Origin of the sequence: Ferrimonas pelagia (genome assembly GCF_039543565.1) — a bacterium.
GTDB lineage: Bacteria > Pseudomonadota > Gammaproteobacteria > Enterobacterales > Shewanellaceae > Ferrimonas > Ferrimonas pelagia.
Genome location: NZ_BAABJZ010000107.1, coordinates 1 through 16,193 on the forward strand (window position 1 = coordinate 1; position 16,193 = coordinate 16,193).

The window sequence follows — 16,193 nt, forward strand, 5'->3', positions numbered from 1 at the left end:
TATCTTCAATAACGGTGAGGTGTTCAATCAGGGTCATTTGGGGGGGATCTATGATGACGGAGAGCCCGATTAGATCACAGCAGATCGCTGGTATCAACTTCCATTAACAAAGTACGATCCCGCCCTGCTTCCATAGGTAATTCAAAGCCACCTTCTTTAGAAGGGGGGCTTTACGCTGAACTGACCTGGAGAAAGCAGCACCTTGGCCGACAAATTTCCTGCTTTATAGAAGGTGATGGCATTTCTTGAGTGTTTCAGGTGCGCCAAAGGCTGCCGTAGCGACAGTTTGAGAAAAACGGGATGGAGTCCGTGTCAGTCGCTGGACAGCAGTTGATGGGCACTGGATACGACAAAGGCCCGCTTATGCTCGGTATTGGCAGCAAAGATGCGCTGCTTCCCGCCCTGTGGCCTTTCGAAATTTGTGCTCAAATTCGCTGTTGATAGTCAGCCAGTTGTCCGGGACGATACGTAACTGGGTTAACAAAGGAGGAAGGGAGCCCGGAATGTGTCCACGTTTGTCTTAGCTGGGGCGCCCATATATGTCTTTATTTCTCTTCTTTTCCTATGAGCAAACTAATTAAGAGGAAGTGGGGTTTTGATGTTCATTTTTGGCAGTTCAGCCAGCTCGATAAATGAAAATTGTCACTTGAGTTGCAACAGTATTGCGCAGGCTTTATTTAGAGTAGCTAAGTGCAATTGGAAAGGGGATGCCTGTGTGTTGAGACTATTATGCTGGTTTTATAGTAAACGTAGAGGGTGTTCGTAACTCTGTACTGAGATGAAATGGACAATGTATTTGGAACTTAATATCTATCATCTCACTTCAGTAGCCGAAGAAAGAAAATAACGGTTCGAATGGCTCTTGTGCTTTGCACCGCAAATGATGGGTCATTTTGCTGAGCATGGTTACTCCACTACAAATTGAATAATTCAAAGTGTTAAGGTCGCTCGGTAGCGCTAACACCGGACTAAACACAACCCTGTGTAGCACTAGTAAAAGCCTGGAAATAATCATCATTCAGAGGCCCAAATGAAGCGAAGCGTCAACCTGGCAATATCACTCGCACTGACTCCCACCATTGCCTGCGCAGGAATGAGCAGCGAACAGATTGCTGAGTATCCTATCCCATTTTATGACCACACACTACCCATTGAAGAGCGGCTAGATGACATCAGTGCCCGTCTCACAAACCGAGAAAAAGGCCTGATGATCACCCAGCGGAATGAGGGTGTTCCGCGCTTTGGCATGCGCTCTTTCATGCCGGGCGAAGCCCTGCACGGACTTTCTGCACCGCGTGACAACCCAGCCACGGTCTTCCCTCAGTCCATTGGACTGGCTGCGATGTGGGATCCTGAAGCGATGACACGCATGGGCGATGCGGTGTCCGACGAAGCCCGTGCTCAGTACCACAACGGTCCAGTGCTGTGGGGAGGGCGTAAAGGCCCTCTCGGCTTCTGGTCTCCGGTGGTCAACATTGCTCGCGATCCTCGTTGGGGACGCACTCAGGAAGCCTATGGCGAAGATCCGTTGATCAATGGCACCCTTGCTGCAGCTTACGTTAGAGGCCTCCAGGGCGATCACCCCAAATACCTCAAAACCGCGGCCGGGGCTAAGCACTTTGTCGCCAACAACACCGAACACGATCGATTCCACGCCAACGCCGATATCTCTGAGAAACAACTGCGTGAGTACTACTTTCCCGCCTACAAGCAGGCTGTGCAGGAGGGGGATGCCAAAATCATCATGACCGCGTACAACGCACTCAATGGTGAGCCTGCCGTGACAAACACTTGGCTTGTTAAAGACGTATTGCGGGGAGAGTGGGGCTTTGATGGCTTCGTGATCGGCGACTACGCCTCCGCGCAGATGATCACCAAAGGTTGGGCCGAGCGCGGATTTTATGGCCATGAGATCTACGACACCACGGCCGACTCTATCGCTGCTGTCCTCAATGCAGAGACCTTGGATTACACCAACGAAGGCCTGTTTCATACCCATGGCCCGGCCGTCATCGCCGAAGGTAAAGCCAAGGCGGAAAGCCTGGACAGGGCGTTTCGCAACGTGATGCGCGTGGCGCTGCGTCTTGGCATGTTTGATCCGGAGGAGTTGTCGCCATGGAAGGATATCCCGTTCGAAACCATGACCACGTTCAAACCACTGGCACTGGAGTTGGCAGAAAAGTCCATGGTTCTGCTGCAAAACGAGCCGGTCTCAGGGACACCCTTGCTGCCGCTGGATCGCTCCGCATTAAAAACCGTTGCTGTGATCGGCCCCAACGCTGATGTGCTGAACTATGGCACGTACGCGGGCACGGCGACCGATCCGGTCACCCCGTTGCAAGGGATCCGTAATCATCTCGGTGACGATGTGGAAGTGCTGTATGTGCCCTGGACCCACGCCGTCGAAGATGTCACCCGGATCCCGATGGACAATCTGACGACCCTCGACGCACAAGGGATGGGCGGCTGGCAAGCCGTCTATCACAATGACGCTAAAGCCCACGGCAAGCCCGATGCCGAAACCTTTGTGGCAGACGTCGATTTTTCCTGGACCGATGAACGCCCTCATAAAGCCCTTGTTCGCGATCGCTATGCCGCAACCTTTACGACTACAGTGGTGCCGCCACAAAGCGGGCGCTATACCTTCGCCGTTGATAACCTAGGCGGCGACGTCCAAGTGCAGATCAATGGCGCGCCATTTATCCGCGATCACGGCGAAGAGCCCGACGTAAAACGTCTCACCAAAGCCATTGACCTCGATGCTACGCAGACCTACGAGATTAAGGTGATCAACATGCGCAAAACAGACTATGAAGATCACCGACTCCGCCTTGCCTGGCAATTGCCGCAGGAAAAGAGCAATTTCGAGGGTGGCGAATTGGACGTGGCCAAGCAGGTCGATGCCGTGATCGCCGTGATGGGGATCTCAGTGGAATACGAGCGAGAGTCCATTGATCGGCCGTTTGAAGGGTTACCACAAGAGCAGGTCGAGATGCTCAATGGCGTCCTCAACGCCAACCCCAATACTGTTGTCGTCCTCCAATCCGGCTCAAGCATCGAAAGTCCATGGCTTAAAGAGAATGCACCGGCGATCTTGCAGTCTTGGTATCCAGGAGAGCAGGGGGGCGTAGCCATCGCAAACACTCTGTTTGGTGATTATAACCCCGGCGGCAAACTCCCCCTGACCTGGGTGCGTACTTGGGACGATCTCCCTCCTTTCGCAGATTATGACATCACGAAAGGTCGCTCCTACTGGTACTTCGACAAAGAGCCGCTGTGGGCCTTTGGTCACGGCCTGTCCTACACCAATTTCAAACTGGACAAGCTGAAGATCCATTCGCGCAAAGTGAATGTCGACGGCACCATCGATCTGTCTGTACGAGTGAAGAATACCGGTAAGATGGATGGCGACGAAGTTGTGCAAGTCTACGTGGCGGACATATTCGAGCGCTCAGACAAACCCAAACAGCGTTTGAAAGCGTTCGAACGCGTCACCGTACCGGCGGGCAAGTCTCAAGTCGTCGAACTCTCTATCGACGTTGCGGATTTAGCTTACTGGGATGAACACAGCCAAGACTGGTCTTTAGGCGACCGCTACGAGATCCGCGTCGGCAATGCGTCCGATAGGCTGTCTCTCACCAAAACCATTGAGGTTCGCTAACGAACTAAAAAAGGGTCCGTAATTCGGGCCCTTTTTACTTACGACGACATGCTGACTATGGATGGGAACACCAAGGAGATCCATAAAGCTCATGCACCGCCTATTCAGATCTATGCATTGATGAACATGGAGGATCCGTTCCTAATCACTTATTCGTTTTCGAAGGGTCCGATCCTGGCACGGTAAATATCCCCATCAAACGTCAATGACGTTAAACAAAGCTCAATGTCAGATAGCCGGTGAGGATCACCGCAACCCACATCACCATAGAGCTGGTCAGCCGGGTTCGCGATAAACGTGCTTCCGGCAGATGCAGCGCCAGGAAGTCCAGCATGCGATAAACCAAGGCCACACAGCTTTGCCTGAGCCGTTGGTCCCAATGAACAAATGCGACCGATCCGCGCTCCACCACGCTTGGGAATAGCCTCCGATAGAACCAGTCAAAGTCCAGACTGATGGTCAGAGTCCGCTTCATCATCGGCAGCAGAACAAAGAACGCCGCGCCGGCAAACAGCAGCAACTGGAACTGGGTTACCAGATGACTCAAGGTGTAGGGCTGATAGCTCACCGGGTAGGGCAGGATCTGATAAAACAGCTGCGGGACTAGGCCGATCCCAATACACAAGGCCGAGAACAGCGCCATCGCCCATCGCATGGTGGCGGGGGGATCCGCCGGTCGCAGCCCGGAGTCCTTTTGGAAGAACACAAACCAGGGGAATTTGATCCCTGCATGCAGGAAGACGCCGGCGGAGGCTGCCAACAGCAAAAACCACACCCAGGCCAGCCTCTCATGGGCCGCCGCGGCGGTTTCCAGCGACTTAGTGACAAAGCCCGAGGTAAAGGGCACCGATGAGATCGCCAGTGCGCCAATGGTGCCGTATAGGGTGGTGAGTGGCATCGACTGGAACAGCCCGCCGAGATCGGAGCATTTGCGCTTGCCGGTCTGATAGAGCACGCTGCCCGCCGCCATTAGCAGCAGGCCTTTATAGATGATGTGGGCAAAGGCATGCGCCGCGGCGCCATTGAGTGCCAGCTCACTGCCAATGCCTATGGCGGTGATCATAAAGCCCACCTGATTGACGATGCTGTAGGCCAAAATGCGCCGCATGTCGTTTTCCAGCAGCGCATAGATGATCCCGTAAAACACCATATAGAGGCCGATGTAGATCAGCGCCGTGGTGCCCGCAAAGCAGATCATCAGGGTAAACACCGCGGTTTTGGTGGTAAACGCCGATAGGAACACGCTGCCGCTGGGGCTGGCTTCCGGGTAGGCGTCGGCGATCCAAGCGGAAAACGGTGGTGCACCCGCGTTGACCAGGAAACCTGCCAAGATCAGGTAGCCGCTCCAGTGGGACAAGCCGATCGGGCCGAACTCTATGCTGCCGCTGGCGTACACATGGGCCACAATGCCCACCATCAGCACGACGCCACCAAACAGATGCACCATCAGATAACGGAAACTGGCCTTCCAGGCCGAGTCTGTCCCCGCCGCCCAAAGCACCAAGGTTGAGCCCAGGGTCATCACCTCCCAGAACACAAACATACTGAAGAGATCGCCGCAGAGCGCCACCCCGATCGCCGAGCCGGCGTAGATCATGGCCGCTGACAGCTCTAGGGTTTTCGCTTGATTGAGGGCGTAAAGCGCCCCCGCAAAGGCCATCAGAGCAAAGACGGTCGCAAACAGCCGCCCCAAGACGGTGATCTCAAGCGGCGCCAGTTGGTACTCCAAAAACATCACACTGCTGCTGGTGCCCAGTGGCAGTGTCCACACCAGCAACAGCACAAGCATGGGGCCAGCCAACAGCAGGACCCGTTTCCAAAGCACAGAGACAAACGGCAGCAGCAGGCCAATAATGACCAACAACAGCCCAGGTGGAAAATGCTCAATCATGGTAATAGCTGTCCTTGCGCTTCAACAGAAAACCCAATCCTTTGGCGACGATCACCATCAGCGCGCAGGCGATTAAGCCATACCAGCCATAAAATCCCGGGCTGCTGTCCAGGGTGACACCTTGCGACTCCAGGTTGCCATGGTGATGCATGAACAGCTCCGGCAGCAGAGACAGGGCCAGAACCAGCCATAGGCCGCGCCAGAGTTTGGGCCGGTTCTCGGGGCGGTACAGCCAGTGAAGCTGAGAAGAAGATTTGGTGGATTGATCAGTCATCACAGTCCCTTATGAGAGCGCCGCAACGAGGCGGATCTGCTCAGCAAGCTCAAACAATCGATTGGGGAAGGCAAACAGCAGCAAGGTCATCGCGGCGGTGATCCCCAGCGCCGTGACCATCACGGGTGGCGACTCTTTGCGGACCGCCGGCAACACATCGGCTGGCTTAAAGTAGGCGGCGTAGATCACCGGCACAAAGTAGGCCGCATTGAGCAGCGTCGATAACAGGATCACCGCTACGGCCAGTTGCTGCTCGGCTTCGATGGCGCCCATCAGCAGATACCACTTGGAGATAAAGCCCACGGCGGGGGGCAGGCCGATCATCGACAGCGATCCTATGGTGAAGGCCGCCATGGTGATCGGCATCTGATGACCGATCCCATTAAGCTGGCTGATCTCGGTTTTCTTGGTGGCGGTATAGATGGAGCCAGCGGCGAAGAACAGGGTGATCTTGCCAAAGGCATGGGCGGCGATGTGCAGGCTGGCTCCCAAGATCGAGATGGGGGCCAAGATCATCGCCCCGAGGACCACATAGGAAAGCTGGCCGATGGTGGAAAACGCTAAGCGACGTTTGAGGTTGTCTTGCTTGAGTGCCACGACCGAGGCACTGACTACGGTAAAGGCGGCAAGATAGAGCAAGATCTCGCTGCCCGGGGCCTGTTGCAGCAGCTCCAGGCCAAAGACATACACCACCACTTTAATGACACAAAACACCCCGGCCTTGACCACGGCGACCGCGTGCAACAGGGCACTGACCGGTGTGGGAGCCACCATGGCCGCAGGCAACCAGCGGTGCACCGGCATCACCGCCGCTTTGCCTATCCCAAGTAAAAACATCAGCGCCAGCACGGTGACCAGCGGGCCATCGAGGTGCTCAGCCAGGATCCCGGCACTGGCAAAATCCGTGGTGCCGGTCAGCATCCAGGTCCAGATGATCGCCGGCAGCAGTAAGCCCACCGAGGTAAACAGCAATATGCCCAGATACACCCGGCCCGCCTTCATCGCCTTCTCACTGCCCTTATGGGTCACCAGTGGGAAGGTCGACAGGGTCAAGAGTTCATAGAACACAAATAGGGTGAACAGGTTGGCGGAGAAGGCGATCCCCAGCGCAGCGGTGATCGCCAAGGCAAACAGCAGATAGAAGCGGGTTTGATCCGACTCCTTGTTGCCGCGCATATAGCCGATGGCGTAAAGGCTGGTGATCAGCCAGAGAAAACCAATGATCAGCGCAAACAGCACCCCCAGCGGCTCCAGCACAAAGCTAAGGCTCAGCCCGGGGAGCAATTCGAACCAGATGACAGAGGCGTTGTCGCCGGACATAAACCCCTGATAGAGGTGCAGCATCAACACCAGCTGGACTGAGGCGCCGATGAGGGTGACGCCATCACGCAGATCGGGATGACGACGGCACAGTGCGATCCCCGCCATCACCAGCAGCGGTAGCAGTAGGGTAAGTTGTAGGGTCAATGCGCCACTCATGATTGCACTCCAAACAGGCTTTGTGCCGCCATCTCTGCTATTCCCACGGTAAAGCGGGTATCAATGCCCAAGTACACATTGGCGAAGACTAGGATCCAGATGGGCAGCAAGAATCCCAAGGGAACCTCCTCACGCACCACTTCACCATCGGGCTGCTGGAAGTAGGCCACTTCTACAATGCGCCAGACATAGATCAGTGCCAGCATCGAGCTGAGTAGCACCAAGCCAACCACTGGCCACCAGCCTTGCTCAAGCAGCGCCACGACCAGATACCACTTACTGATAAAGCCGACGGTGAGCGGTACGCCAATTAAGCTCAGCCCAGCCACCACGATGGCCGCCATGGTCAGCGGCATCCGCTTACCCAGGCCCTTAAACTGGCTCAATTCAGCGCTGCCTATCCGGTACACCACCGCGGCCAGCGCCAGAAAGAGTGCGCCCTTGATCAAGCCGTGGTTGAACATATGCAGCAAGGTGGCCACCAGTCCCTGCTCACTGGCCAGGCTGAAACCGAGGATCATATACCCGATCTGAGCCACGCTGGAGTACGCCAACAGGCGCTTCACGTTGGTTTGGTAGATGGCGATCACTGAGCCGGCGAAGATCCCGGCCAGTCCCAGCACGAGATGGATCTTCTGCAACGGCAGATGCTCAAAGGAGAAGCTCACCCCATAGATATCAAACACAAACCTCAGCATCACATAGAGTGCTACTTTGGTGGCCGTCGCCGCCAGAAATGCCGTCACCACCGAGGGGGCATAGGCATACGCATTGGGCAACCACAGGTGTAACGGGAACACGGCCAATTTGAGACAGACACCGACGATAAAGAACGCGAAGGCGGTAAACAGGGTGCGGGTATGGGCCACTTCCGGCAGGCGCTGGGCGAGATCCTGCATATTCAGTGTGCCGGTCATCATATAGATGAGGCCGATCCCGATGAGGATAAAGGTCGCACCGATGGTGCCCATGATCAGGTATTGATACGAGGCCCACAGTGCCCGCCGATCTTTGCCGAGGCCCACCAGGGTGTAAGTGGCCAGGGAAGAGATCTCCAAAAAGACGAAGACATTGAAGGCATCGCCGGTGGCCAGGATCCCCATCAAACCGGCCATGCACAGCAGATAGGCAATATAGAAATAGAGCTGGCGATCCTTCGGCAGCTCCCGCTCGATGCTGTACTGTGCCGACCATAACACTAAGGTGCCCACACCGGACACCAGCACCAGCAGGAAGGCATTCAGTGCATCGATGCGATATTCAATGCCCCAAGGGGCCTGCCAGCCGCCAAGCTCATACACGATGGGGCCGCTGGCGATCACTTGGCTGATCAACAACAGGCTGATCCCAAATGCCAAGCCACTGACCATCACGCAGAACAGCCACAGCAGGCGCGTGGGTTTTAGCAGCAAACAGGTCGGTGCTGCCATCAAAGGAACGATCACCTGTAATACAGGAAGGTGGGCTAACACGATTTAACTGTCCTTGTTTCCAACTTTACGTTTAGGCTCATCCTCGGCGACCGGGTGAGGCTCCAATGGCACCACCTCCGCCTGTGTCACGCTGGCCGCATTATCGATGGTTTGGATCTCATCCTCCTCCACGGTGCCGTAGGCTTCGCGGATCCGCATCACCAAGGCCAAACCCACCGCTGTGGTGGCGATCCCCACTACGATGGCGGTGAGGATCAATACATGGGGTAGGGGGCTAGAGAAGGATTGATAGCCCTCGGCCAGGATGGGCGCGGTGGCCCCCTCTACATTGCCCATGCTGATATAAAGGATGAATACCGAGGTTTGGAAGATCCCAAGCCCCATCAGCTTTTTCACCAGGTTACCGTGGGAGATCACGATGTAAAATCCCAGCATCATCAGGATGATCACCACCCAATAGTTGTACTGCGCTAACAGATTCACTCCTGCCCCCCTGATTGCATTGCTCGCTCAGAAAAGGTAAAGAACAGCAAGATCATCACCGAGGTGACCGTGATCCCGACGCCCAGCTCCACCAGGAAGATCCCCAGGTGCTGGCCTGACAGGGCATTGGCAGACAGGGCGTGATAATCCAAAAAGGCGTGGCCGTTGAGTATCGACACCATGCCCACACTGCCGTACAGCAACACGCCCACGGCGGAGACAAAGCGGATCACCGGGAGCGGGAAGCGCTTTCGTGCCCGCTCAAAGCCAAACACCATGGCGTACAGAGCGATCGCGGCGGCGAAGATCACCCCCGCTTGGAAGCCGCCCCCTGGGCCGTAGTCACCGTGAAACTGGACATAGAGCGCGAACAGCATAATCGGTGGGATCAGCAGCTTGCTGATCACGCGCAGAATGAGATGATCCGGAAAGGCGCTCCGGCTGGCTGCTGGGCTACTTGGCTTGCGGATCCCCGCGCCACGGCCACCGAGCAGCGCCAGCACCCCGATCCCCGCGGTGAAGATCACCACGGTTTCGCCAAAGGTGTCGTAGCTCCGGTAGCTGGCCAGCACCGAGGTCACCATATTGGGGATCCCGATCTCCTCCATCGACTCCTCGATGTAGTGGCTGGACACTTGCTGCTGCACCGGCGTGTTGGGATCGCCAAACATCGGCATATCGATGAGGCCGTAAAATAGCAGCACGCCGGTCAAGAAGACCACCACCAGGGCGGCTTTGGGCTGGATGCTGTTGGCTTTCTCATAGCGGCTGGTCACCATCATGGCCGCGAGCATCAATAATGAGGAGATCCCCGCACCCACCGCCGCTTCGGTAAAGGCCACATCCACCGCATCCATGGTGACGAAGAACACCGCAGACACCAGACTGTAGAGGCCACACAACATGACCGAGGAGAGCAGATCCTTGGTGCGTGCTATGGTCAGCGCCAGCAGCACCAAAAAGCTGAGCAGCACCACATTAATCACAAATTCGATCATCCGTTGCTCTCCTCTTGCTCTGGGGGTGATGGGCGTGATCTCTCACTTCCCTGCGGTCCAAGCAGCGGCGCTAGGCCCCCTTTGCGTGCGGCCTTGGCCAACGCGTGGGCCGCCGTGGGGCTGGTCAACGGAATGAATATCAAGATAAAGCACAGCTTGGCGATTACCAGCCAGTGGCTCTCTGGCTGCAGGATCAACCCGATGAGCAACAAACCACTGCCCATGGTGTCGGTGATCCCAGCAGCGTGCATCCGGGTATAAAAGTCAGGAAAGCGCAGCATGCCCAGTGCCCCTATCAGGCAGCAGCCACAGCCGGCAAGGATCAAGACCGCGCTGACCAACGACAACACCTCAGCCATCATTGTTGCTCCTCCTCACGCTGCCTATGCTGTTCGAAAAAGCGCAGGATCCCCACCACTCCAATAAAGTTGATCAGGGCATAGACTAAGGCGATGTCGAGAAAATCAGGCCGGCCCATCAAGAACCCCAACACGGCGATTAACAGCACGGTTTTGGTACCAAAGACGTTCACCGCCAGGATCCGGTCATACGTCGTTGGCCCCAGGATCGCCCTCGATAGGGCCAGCCCCATCGCAACCAGTAAAGCCAATCCGGCCACTACGAATACCGTCATTGGCCCAACTCCTTAACTCGCGGGATCATCGATCCTTGTTGCAATGCGTCGATATCATCGTGGTGAAGGGCATGTACCGTCAGTGTGGTTTCATCCAGGTCCAACGACAGGGTTCCGGGCGTTAAGGTGACCGAGTTAGCCAGCACGACCCGGCTGGCATCGTCGTCCTGTTGGTGCTTCAAGATCGCGACTGCCGGAGCCAGTCCTTTTGGGCCTTTGATAATCAGCTTGATCACCTGCCAGTTAGACAGCACCAACTCCTTGAGTAGCCAGCAGATAAAACCGGGAAACTTTCGTGCGAGATGCAGAGGGTAAGACTCGTTATCCACCAGTTCCATGCGGTGGGCCAACCACGCCACAAAGGCGATAGAGGCCACGCCAAGCGTCGAGATAAATGAGGTGTAGTGACCTGAATTTAATAGCCAGATCAGGGTCAAGCAGACCAACAAAGAGAGTGTGTATCGCATCCGAATGCGTTCCGCGCCAATCCATATCAAGTCATCAACTTATAACATTAACGGTGCGCTAACACTACGCACTCCAAAGTTTGAGTGATGGGTCACAGAATGTAATGAGTTGATAACGTGGGTAAACCTTGCGGGGCGGCTTTGATTGTTGGCGGCCGTCATTGCAGTGGAATTTTTGTAATAAACTCTTAAACAGTCAGTGAGATCCCAGTGGTCTGGTGCAGTGGCACCTAAAAGAGCATTTTCGAACCAAAGTGTTCAGGGCACACCCGTTTTCAACGAAATACTGACCAGATCGTATTGGAACCGTTGCCAGAGCGATCCGGGCGGGCGGGCGGTCGAATGGAGGCGGGAGCGATAGGGACTGCCGTTGTTCAGCCGCAAACGAGATTGGACAGCAAAAAAAAACGCCGCTGGGATGGCGGCGTTGGTGTCTTTGCAAGCAGCGTGTTAGAACGCGGAGCGTTTGTAGCTGCGGTACTCTGGTTGCCAGAACGCACGGTCGATGGCGGCGCGCAGATCGTCCTGCTTAACCTTCATGGCGACACCGTCGGCCATGGCGGCTTTGCCGACCGCAAAGGCGATCTGTTTGCTCACCTCTTGGATCTCTTCCAGTGGTGGCAGCAGGGCGCCTTCGCCTTTTTGACCCAGTGGCGAGCATTCGGCCAAGGCGCGGCTGGAGGCCATCAGCATGTTATCGGTGATCCGCTCGGCGCCACAGGCCAAAGCCCCCAGACCCACACCCGGGAAGATGTAGCTGTTGTTGCATTGGGCGATAGGGAACACCTGATCGTTGAGGTGCACCGGGGTAAACGGACTGCCGGTGGCGACCAAGGCGCGGCCGTCGGACCAACGCAGGATGTTCTCCGGTGTGGCCTCGACGCGACTGGTTGGGTTGGACAGCGGGAATACGATTGGGTGTTCATGGCTGGCGGCCATTGAGCGGATCACTTCTTCGGTGAACAGCCCAGGCTGGCCGGAAACACCGATCAGCACGCTTGGCTTGCCGTTATTGATCACATCCAGCAGTGAGATATTGTTGTTCTCGACCTGCCACTTTTCGACCGCCTTGGGCGATTGCACCAAGTTGGCCTGGAAGTCGAGCAAGTTGACCATGCCTTCTTGCAATAAGCCCCAGCGATCAACCATGTAGATCCGTGCGCGGGCGGCTTTATCGCTCAGGCCCTGGCTGATCATCTCGGCGATGATCGCTTCGGCGATGCCACAACCGGCGGAGCCGGCGCCGAGGAAGGCGATGGTCTGATCTTTAAGTTGTTTGCCCTGTGCCTTACAGGCCGCGAGCAGGGAGCCGACGGTCACTGCGGCGGTGCCTTGGATATCGTCATTGAAGCAGCACATGCGATCTTTGTAGCGATTAAGCAGCGGCATGGCATTTTTTTGGGCGAAGTCCTCAAACTGGATCAGGGAGTCTGGCCAGCGGGTTTGGATCGCCTGCATCACCTGCTCGACGAAGGCGTCGTACTCTTCGCCGGTTACCCGCGGTTGGCGCAGGCCCATGTACATGGGATCATCCAGCAACTGCGCGTTGTCGGTGCCGACATCCAGCACGATGGGCAGGGTATAGGCTGGGCTGATCCCGCCACAGGCGGTGTACAGCGACAGCTTTCCAATCGGAATGCCCATGCCACCAATGCCTTGATCGCCCAGGCCGAGGATCCGCTCACCGTCGGTGACGACGATGACTTTAGCATGATGGTTGACCGTGTTGGCCAGCAGATCATCGATGCGATCACGATCGGCGTAAGAGATGAACAGGCCACGGGAGCGTCGGTAGATATTGGAGAACTGCTGACAGGCTGCACCCACGGTCGGGGTGTAGATGATCGGCATCATCTCGGTGATATGCTGTTGTACCAAACTGTAAAACAGGGTCTCGTTGGTGTCCTGAATGTTGCGCAGGTAGACGTGGCGATCCATGTCATTGGTGAACGAGGCGTACTGTTGGTAGGCGCGGGCGACCTGCTCTTCGATGGTCTCAACTGCGGCGGGCAGCAGGCCGTGCAGGTTGAATGCGTTGCGCTCTTCGTCGGTGAAGGCGGAGCCTTTATTCAGAAGTGGCGCTTCTAGCAGAACAGGGCCTGCATAGTGGATATAAAGTGGGCGTTTGTTGTCGTCCATGAAAGACCTTCTACGACAATGAATTATAGGGGGGACGTTTTGGCTCAAAAGTGTATCACAAGGTTAGCTGGATCACGCGGTTAGATCTGCCTTGAATGTCTTTCAATTGACCTGAGCAGGCGAGGGATAAGCGTCTAGGCTTTAGGTTTGAAATCGTTGTGTTGGGAGGCTGTTATGGGTTGGTTGAGTTGGATCCTATTGGGTTTGGTCGTGGGTGTGTTGGCAAAGTGGATCATGCCGGGCAAGGATGGTGGCGGGCTGATCATGACCATAGTGCTTGGGATCGCCGGGGCCTTTGTCGGTGGCTATCTGGGTCAGTTGGCCGGGTTTGGTGGTGTGTCTGGTTTTAATGTTGGCTCGCTGGTGTTGGCGGTGCTTGGCGCTCTGCTGCTGTTGTTTCTCTACAGCAAACTCAAGCGCTGAAGCCATACCTATCATCAGCATTGGTCTATTTATTGAGGGCTTGCCGTAGTCATAACGCCTTGGCGAGGGTTTTAGAAGTCGACCCGACCCAGTTCATCGACTGCGCCACGTCTGCGAGGCAACAGCTCGAACGGTTGTTGCTGTTCCAGCGGTAGCGCGTCCCCCGTGCGCAGGTAATCGGTGCGATAACGCAGCTGCCAGACGATGTCTCGATCGTCGAGGTAGTCGATCTCTTTGGTGTCGGAGAACTGCTCGCCGCTGCGGCGCAGGGTGTGGCGCACGGTGATGGGACGATTGTTTTCGTTATCTTTGTGTTCGAGCACCATGACCCAGGCATCGGGGTTGAGGATCTGCAGTCCGGCTATTTGGGTTTGGTAGTGTTTCATCCGTCCGTCACGCACGTAAGCGACCTGGCCCGGCTCGCTGAGTGTTCTTATCATCAGGGTTTCGACCTGCATTTGCGGATCAAGAAAGCGGCGTTTGTGGATCAAGGTGCGTTGATCGGCGGTGCTTTCGATCGCCAGCGCGAGGGGAAGCTCGGTGAGCTTACCGGTGCGGGTATCGACAAACTCCATGGTACCGAGCCAATTTCCCTGCAGCGTGAGCAGGGTGTCTGCTTCATTAAGCAAGATCTTGGCATGGGCGATCGGCAGCAACAGCATCAGTGGCAACCACAGGCGCAGCGGGAACATGATGAACTCCACGACAGAGGAACTGCACTAAGCATAGAGGGTTTATTGCGGCTTGCTATGAGCGGCTGCCAGTCATGGAGAGACGGATGTTGAGCCGCTCCCAATACGGGTGAAGACCGGCGATGCGTGCGGGGATGCTGCTCTCTGACATCGTCCCTTTATCGGCTGCGCTGTCGCTGCGTGTTTTAACCGGCTCGACATATTCCGAGTTGATAAATGGTGTACTCTTGGTTTTTTCCAAGTAATTCAGGTTATTTATGGTAGAGCCGGCTTCTCAGTCCCGCACCAGCCAACGTGAGATCTTCGGCTGGGCGATGTTCGACGTGGCCAACTCCGCGTATACCACGGTGGTGATCACCATTGTGTTCAGTGCTTTTTTCGTCAATCACCTGGTGCCTGAGGGGTCGGACTGGGGCAACAGCTATTGGGGGATCGCGATGATCCTGTCGAATCTGGCGGCAATGATCTTGGCGCCATTTTTAGGCACGCTGTGCGATCTGACGGGGCGCAAGAAGCGTTTTTTGATCGGCAACATGTTGCTCTGTGCACTAGCGACGGGCCTGCTCTATTTCGTTGGTCCCGGCGGGATCTATTGGGCGATCGGTTTGATCGTGATCAGCAACACCACCTGGATGCTGTCCGAGGTCTTTTGTGCTTCGTTTCTGACCGATCTGGCGACGCCGGAGAATATGGGGTTGTTGTCGGGGATAGGCTGGGGGGTGGGATACTTAGGTGGCTTGCTCAGCCTGGTGTTGGTGCTGTTTGGCGTGATCACCGCATCGCCGGAGCGTGATCTCGCGTTGTATATCCATCAAAATCAACAGGCGATGCTGGTGGTGGCGGCATTCTTTGTGGTGGTGTCGATCCCGACCATGCTGTGGCTGCGGGACCGGCCGGTGCGTGAGCCCATCGATACCCATTGGCGTAGCGTCTGGCATCACACTTGGCTGCGCTTGACTCACTGTTGGCAGTTAAGCCAGCAATTGCCGGTTCTGCTGCACTTCTTTTTGGTGTTCACCCTGTACAGCGCCGGCATGGCGATTGTGATCAAGTTTTTCGGGATCTACGTCGATTCTGAATTGAACTTGAGCGCCGGGGAGAAAACCGGTGTCTTTTTGGCGTTGCAGTTGTCGGCCTTTGTCGGCGCTGTCAGCTTTGGTTTGTTAGAAACGCGGATCGGCTCTAAAGCCACGATATTTTTGACCCTGATGTGGTGGATCATGGGGGTATTGTCGATCTACTTTCTCGCGCCACTGGCCCAACTGTTTGGCGTCGAAGAGAGCCGCCTGTTTATGGTTTCGGCGGTGGTTGCCGGCGCGGGGTTGGGCTCGACCCAGAGTGCCAGTCGAACCATTGTTGGCTTGCTGACGCCACAGGGCTTCAGTGCCATGATGTTTGGCTTTTGGGGACTGTTTGGTCGGATCGCGGCGATCATCGGCAGTGCGTCGTTTGCGGTGGTGGCGGACTTAGTGTCGGTGCAGCAGGCGCTGCTGGTGATCCTAGCCTTCTTTGTGGCTGGGGCAATGTTGGTTTTGCTGCTCCCTATCAGTCAAGGGATCCGCCAAGCAAGGGAATTTTCAAACTAATCGTTGGTAAAAACCTGCTAAGGAGATAACTTT

Annotated in this window: 14 protein-coding genes; 3 read left to right on the forward strand and 11 right to left on the reverse strand. The window is 55.9% G+C overall.

What is annotated here, in order from left to right; genetic code table 11:
• Window positions 1-1,030 precede the first annotated feature (1,030 nt).
• Complete coding sequence (locus ABEA08_RS21225; protein ID WP_345337455.1) at window positions 1,031-3,661, forward strand: glycoside hydrolase family 3 C-terminal domain-containing protein; 2,631 nt, start codon at window positions 1,031-1,033, stop codon at window positions 3,659-3,661.
• Window positions 3,662-3,872: 211 nt separating this feature from the next.
• Here the strand turns inward: ABEA08_RS21225 and ABEA08_RS21230 are convergent, their stop codons facing one another.
• The 10 genes from ABEA08_RS21230 to ABEA08_RS21275 form a co-directional block, all read right to left on the reverse strand.
• Window positions 3,873-5,552: a Na(+)/H(+) antiporter subunit D gene (locus ABEA08_RS21230; RefSeq protein ID WP_345337456.1), complete on the reverse strand. Its 1,680-nt coding sequence runs from the start codon at window positions 5,550-5,552 to the stop codon at window positions 3,873-3,875.
• Complete coding sequence (locus tag ABEA08_RS21235) at window positions 5,545-5,826, reverse strand: hypothetical protein (RefSeq protein ID WP_345337457.1); 282 nt, start codon at window positions 5,824-5,826, stop codon at window positions 5,545-5,547. The genes ABEA08_RS21230 and ABEA08_RS21235 overlap by 8 nt, the downstream gene beginning before the upstream one ends.
• Window positions 5,827-5,835: 9 nt before the next feature.
• Complete coding sequence (locus tag ABEA08_RS21240) at window positions 5,836-7,305, reverse strand: monovalent cation/H+ antiporter subunit D family protein (RefSeq protein WP_345337458.1); 1,470 nt, start codon at window positions 7,303-7,305, stop codon at window positions 5,836-5,838.
• Window positions 7,302-8,777, reverse strand: coding sequence for a monovalent cation/H+ antiporter subunit D family protein (locus tag ABEA08_RS21245; RefSeq protein ID WP_345337459.1), 1,476 nt, complete (start codon window positions 8,775-8,777; stop codon window positions 7,302-7,304). The genes ABEA08_RS21240 and ABEA08_RS21245 overlap by 4 nt, the downstream gene beginning before the upstream one ends.
• 3 nt (window positions 8,778-8,780) lie before the next feature.
• A complete protein-coding gene (locus tag ABEA08_RS21250; RefSeq protein ID WP_345337460.1) occupies window positions 8,781-9,221 on the reverse strand; it encodes a cation:proton antiporter subunit C in 441 nt (146 codons plus the stop codon).
• Window positions 9,218-10,219 carry a DUF4040 domain-containing protein gene (locus ABEA08_RS21255; protein WP_345337461.1) on the reverse strand — a complete coding sequence of 334 codons (1,002 nt, stop codon included), beginning with the start codon at window positions 10,217-10,219 and terminating at the stop codon, window positions 9,218-9,220. Before ABEA08_RS21255 ends, ABEA08_RS21250 begins: the two co-directional genes overlap by 4 nt.
• Window positions 10,216-10,578, reverse strand: a complete 363-nt coding sequence (gene mnhG, locus ABEA08_RS21260; protein ID WP_345337462.1) for a monovalent cation/H(+) antiporter subunit G — start codon at window positions 10,576-10,578, stop codon at window positions 10,216-10,218. The genes ABEA08_RS21255 and mnhG overlap by 4 nt, the downstream gene beginning before the upstream one ends.
• Window positions 10,578-10,853: an MrpF/PhaF family protein gene (locus tag ABEA08_RS21265; protein WP_345337463.1), complete on the reverse strand. Its 276-nt coding sequence runs from the start codon at window positions 10,851-10,853 to the stop codon at window positions 10,578-10,580. Before ABEA08_RS21265 ends, mnhG begins: the two co-directional genes overlap by 1 nt.
• A complete protein-coding gene (locus ABEA08_RS21270) occupies window positions 10,850-11,320 on the reverse strand; it encodes a Na+/H+ antiporter subunit E (protein WP_345337464.1) in 471 nt (156 codons plus the stop codon). The genes ABEA08_RS21265 and ABEA08_RS21270 overlap by 4 nt, the downstream gene beginning before the upstream one ends.
• Window positions 11,321-11,770: 450 nt before the next feature.
• Window positions 11,771-13,459, reverse strand: a complete 1,689-nt coding sequence (locus tag ABEA08_RS21275; protein WP_345337465.1) for an NAD-dependent malic enzyme — start codon at window positions 13,457-13,459, stop codon at window positions 11,771-11,773.
• A 174-nt stretch (window positions 13,460-13,633) separates the two neighbouring features.
• Between ABEA08_RS21275 and ABEA08_RS21280 the strand changes: the two genes are divergently transcribed.
• Window positions 13,634-13,882, forward strand: coding sequence for a GlsB/YeaQ/YmgE family stress response membrane protein (locus ABEA08_RS21280; protein ID WP_345337466.1), 249 nt, complete (start codon window positions 13,634-13,636; stop codon window positions 13,880-13,882).
• Window positions 13,883-13,953: 71 nt separating this feature from the next.
• Here the strand turns inward: ABEA08_RS21280 and ABEA08_RS21285 are convergent, their stop codons facing one another.
• Window positions 13,954-14,574, reverse strand: a complete 621-nt coding sequence (locus ABEA08_RS21285) for a hypothetical protein (protein ID WP_345337467.1) — start codon at window positions 14,572-14,574, stop codon at window positions 13,954-13,956.
• Window positions 14,575-14,831: 257 nt separating this feature from the next.
• On the opposite strand from ABEA08_RS21285, the gene ABEA08_RS21290 reads away from it, so the two are divergent.
• Window positions 14,832-16,160 carry an MFS transporter gene (locus ABEA08_RS21290; protein ID WP_345337468.1) on the forward strand — a complete coding sequence of 443 codons (1,329 nt, stop codon included), beginning with the start codon at window positions 14,832-14,834 and terminating at the stop codon, window positions 16,158-16,160.
• The last annotated feature ends 33 nt before the right edge of the window (window positions 16,161-16,193 follow it).

Excerpts from the sequence above, each read along its gene's own strand:
- mnhG (WP_345337462.1), bottom strand. The coding sequence starts at position 10,578 with ATGGCTGAGGTGTTGTCGTTGGTCAGCGCGGTCTTGATCCTTGCCGGC.
- ABEA08_RS21255 (WP_345337461.1), bottom strand. The coding sequence starts at position 10,219 with ATGATCGAATTTGTGATTAATGTGGTGCTGCTCAGCTTTTTGGTGCTG.
- ABEA08_RS21275 (WP_345337465.1), bottom strand. The coding sequence starts at position 13,459 with ATGGACGACAACAAACGCCCACTTTATATCCACTATGCAGGCCCTGTT.
- ABEA08_RS21280 (WP_345337466.1), top strand. The coding sequence starts at position 13,634 with ATGGGTTGGTTGAGTTGGATCCTATTGGGTTTGGTCGTGGGTGTGTTG.
- ABEA08_RS21230 (WP_345337456.1), bottom strand. The coding sequence starts at position 5,552 with ATGATTGAGCATTTTCCACCTGGGCTGTTGTTGGTCATTATTGGCCTG.
- ABEA08_RS21235 (WP_345337457.1), bottom strand. The coding sequence starts at position 5,826 with ATGACTGATCAATCCACCAAATCTTCTTCTCAGCTTCACTGGCTGTAC.
- ABEA08_RS21225 (WP_345337455.1), top strand. The coding sequence starts at position 1,031 with ATGAAGCGAAGCGTCAACCTGGCAATATCACTCGCACTGACTCCCACC.
- ABEA08_RS21290 (WP_345337468.1), top strand. The coding sequence starts at position 14,832 with ATGGTAGAGCCGGCTTCTCAGTCCCGCACCAGCCAACGTGAGATCTTC.
- ABEA08_RS21270 (WP_345337464.1), bottom strand. The coding sequence starts at position 11,320 with ATGCGATACACACTCTCTTTGTTGGTCTGCTTGACCCTGATCTGGCTA.
- ABEA08_RS21240 (WP_345337458.1), bottom strand. The coding sequence starts at position 7,305 with ATGAGTGGCGCATTGACCCTACAACTTACCCTACTGCTACCGCTGCTG.
- ABEA08_RS21265 (WP_345337463.1), bottom strand. The coding sequence starts at position 10,853 with ATGACGGTATTCGTAGTGGCCGGATTGGCTTTACTGGTTGCGATGGGG.
- ABEA08_RS21285 (WP_345337467.1), bottom strand. The coding sequence starts at position 14,574 with ATGTTCCCGCTGCGCCTGTGGTTGCCACTGATGCTGTTGCTGCCGATC.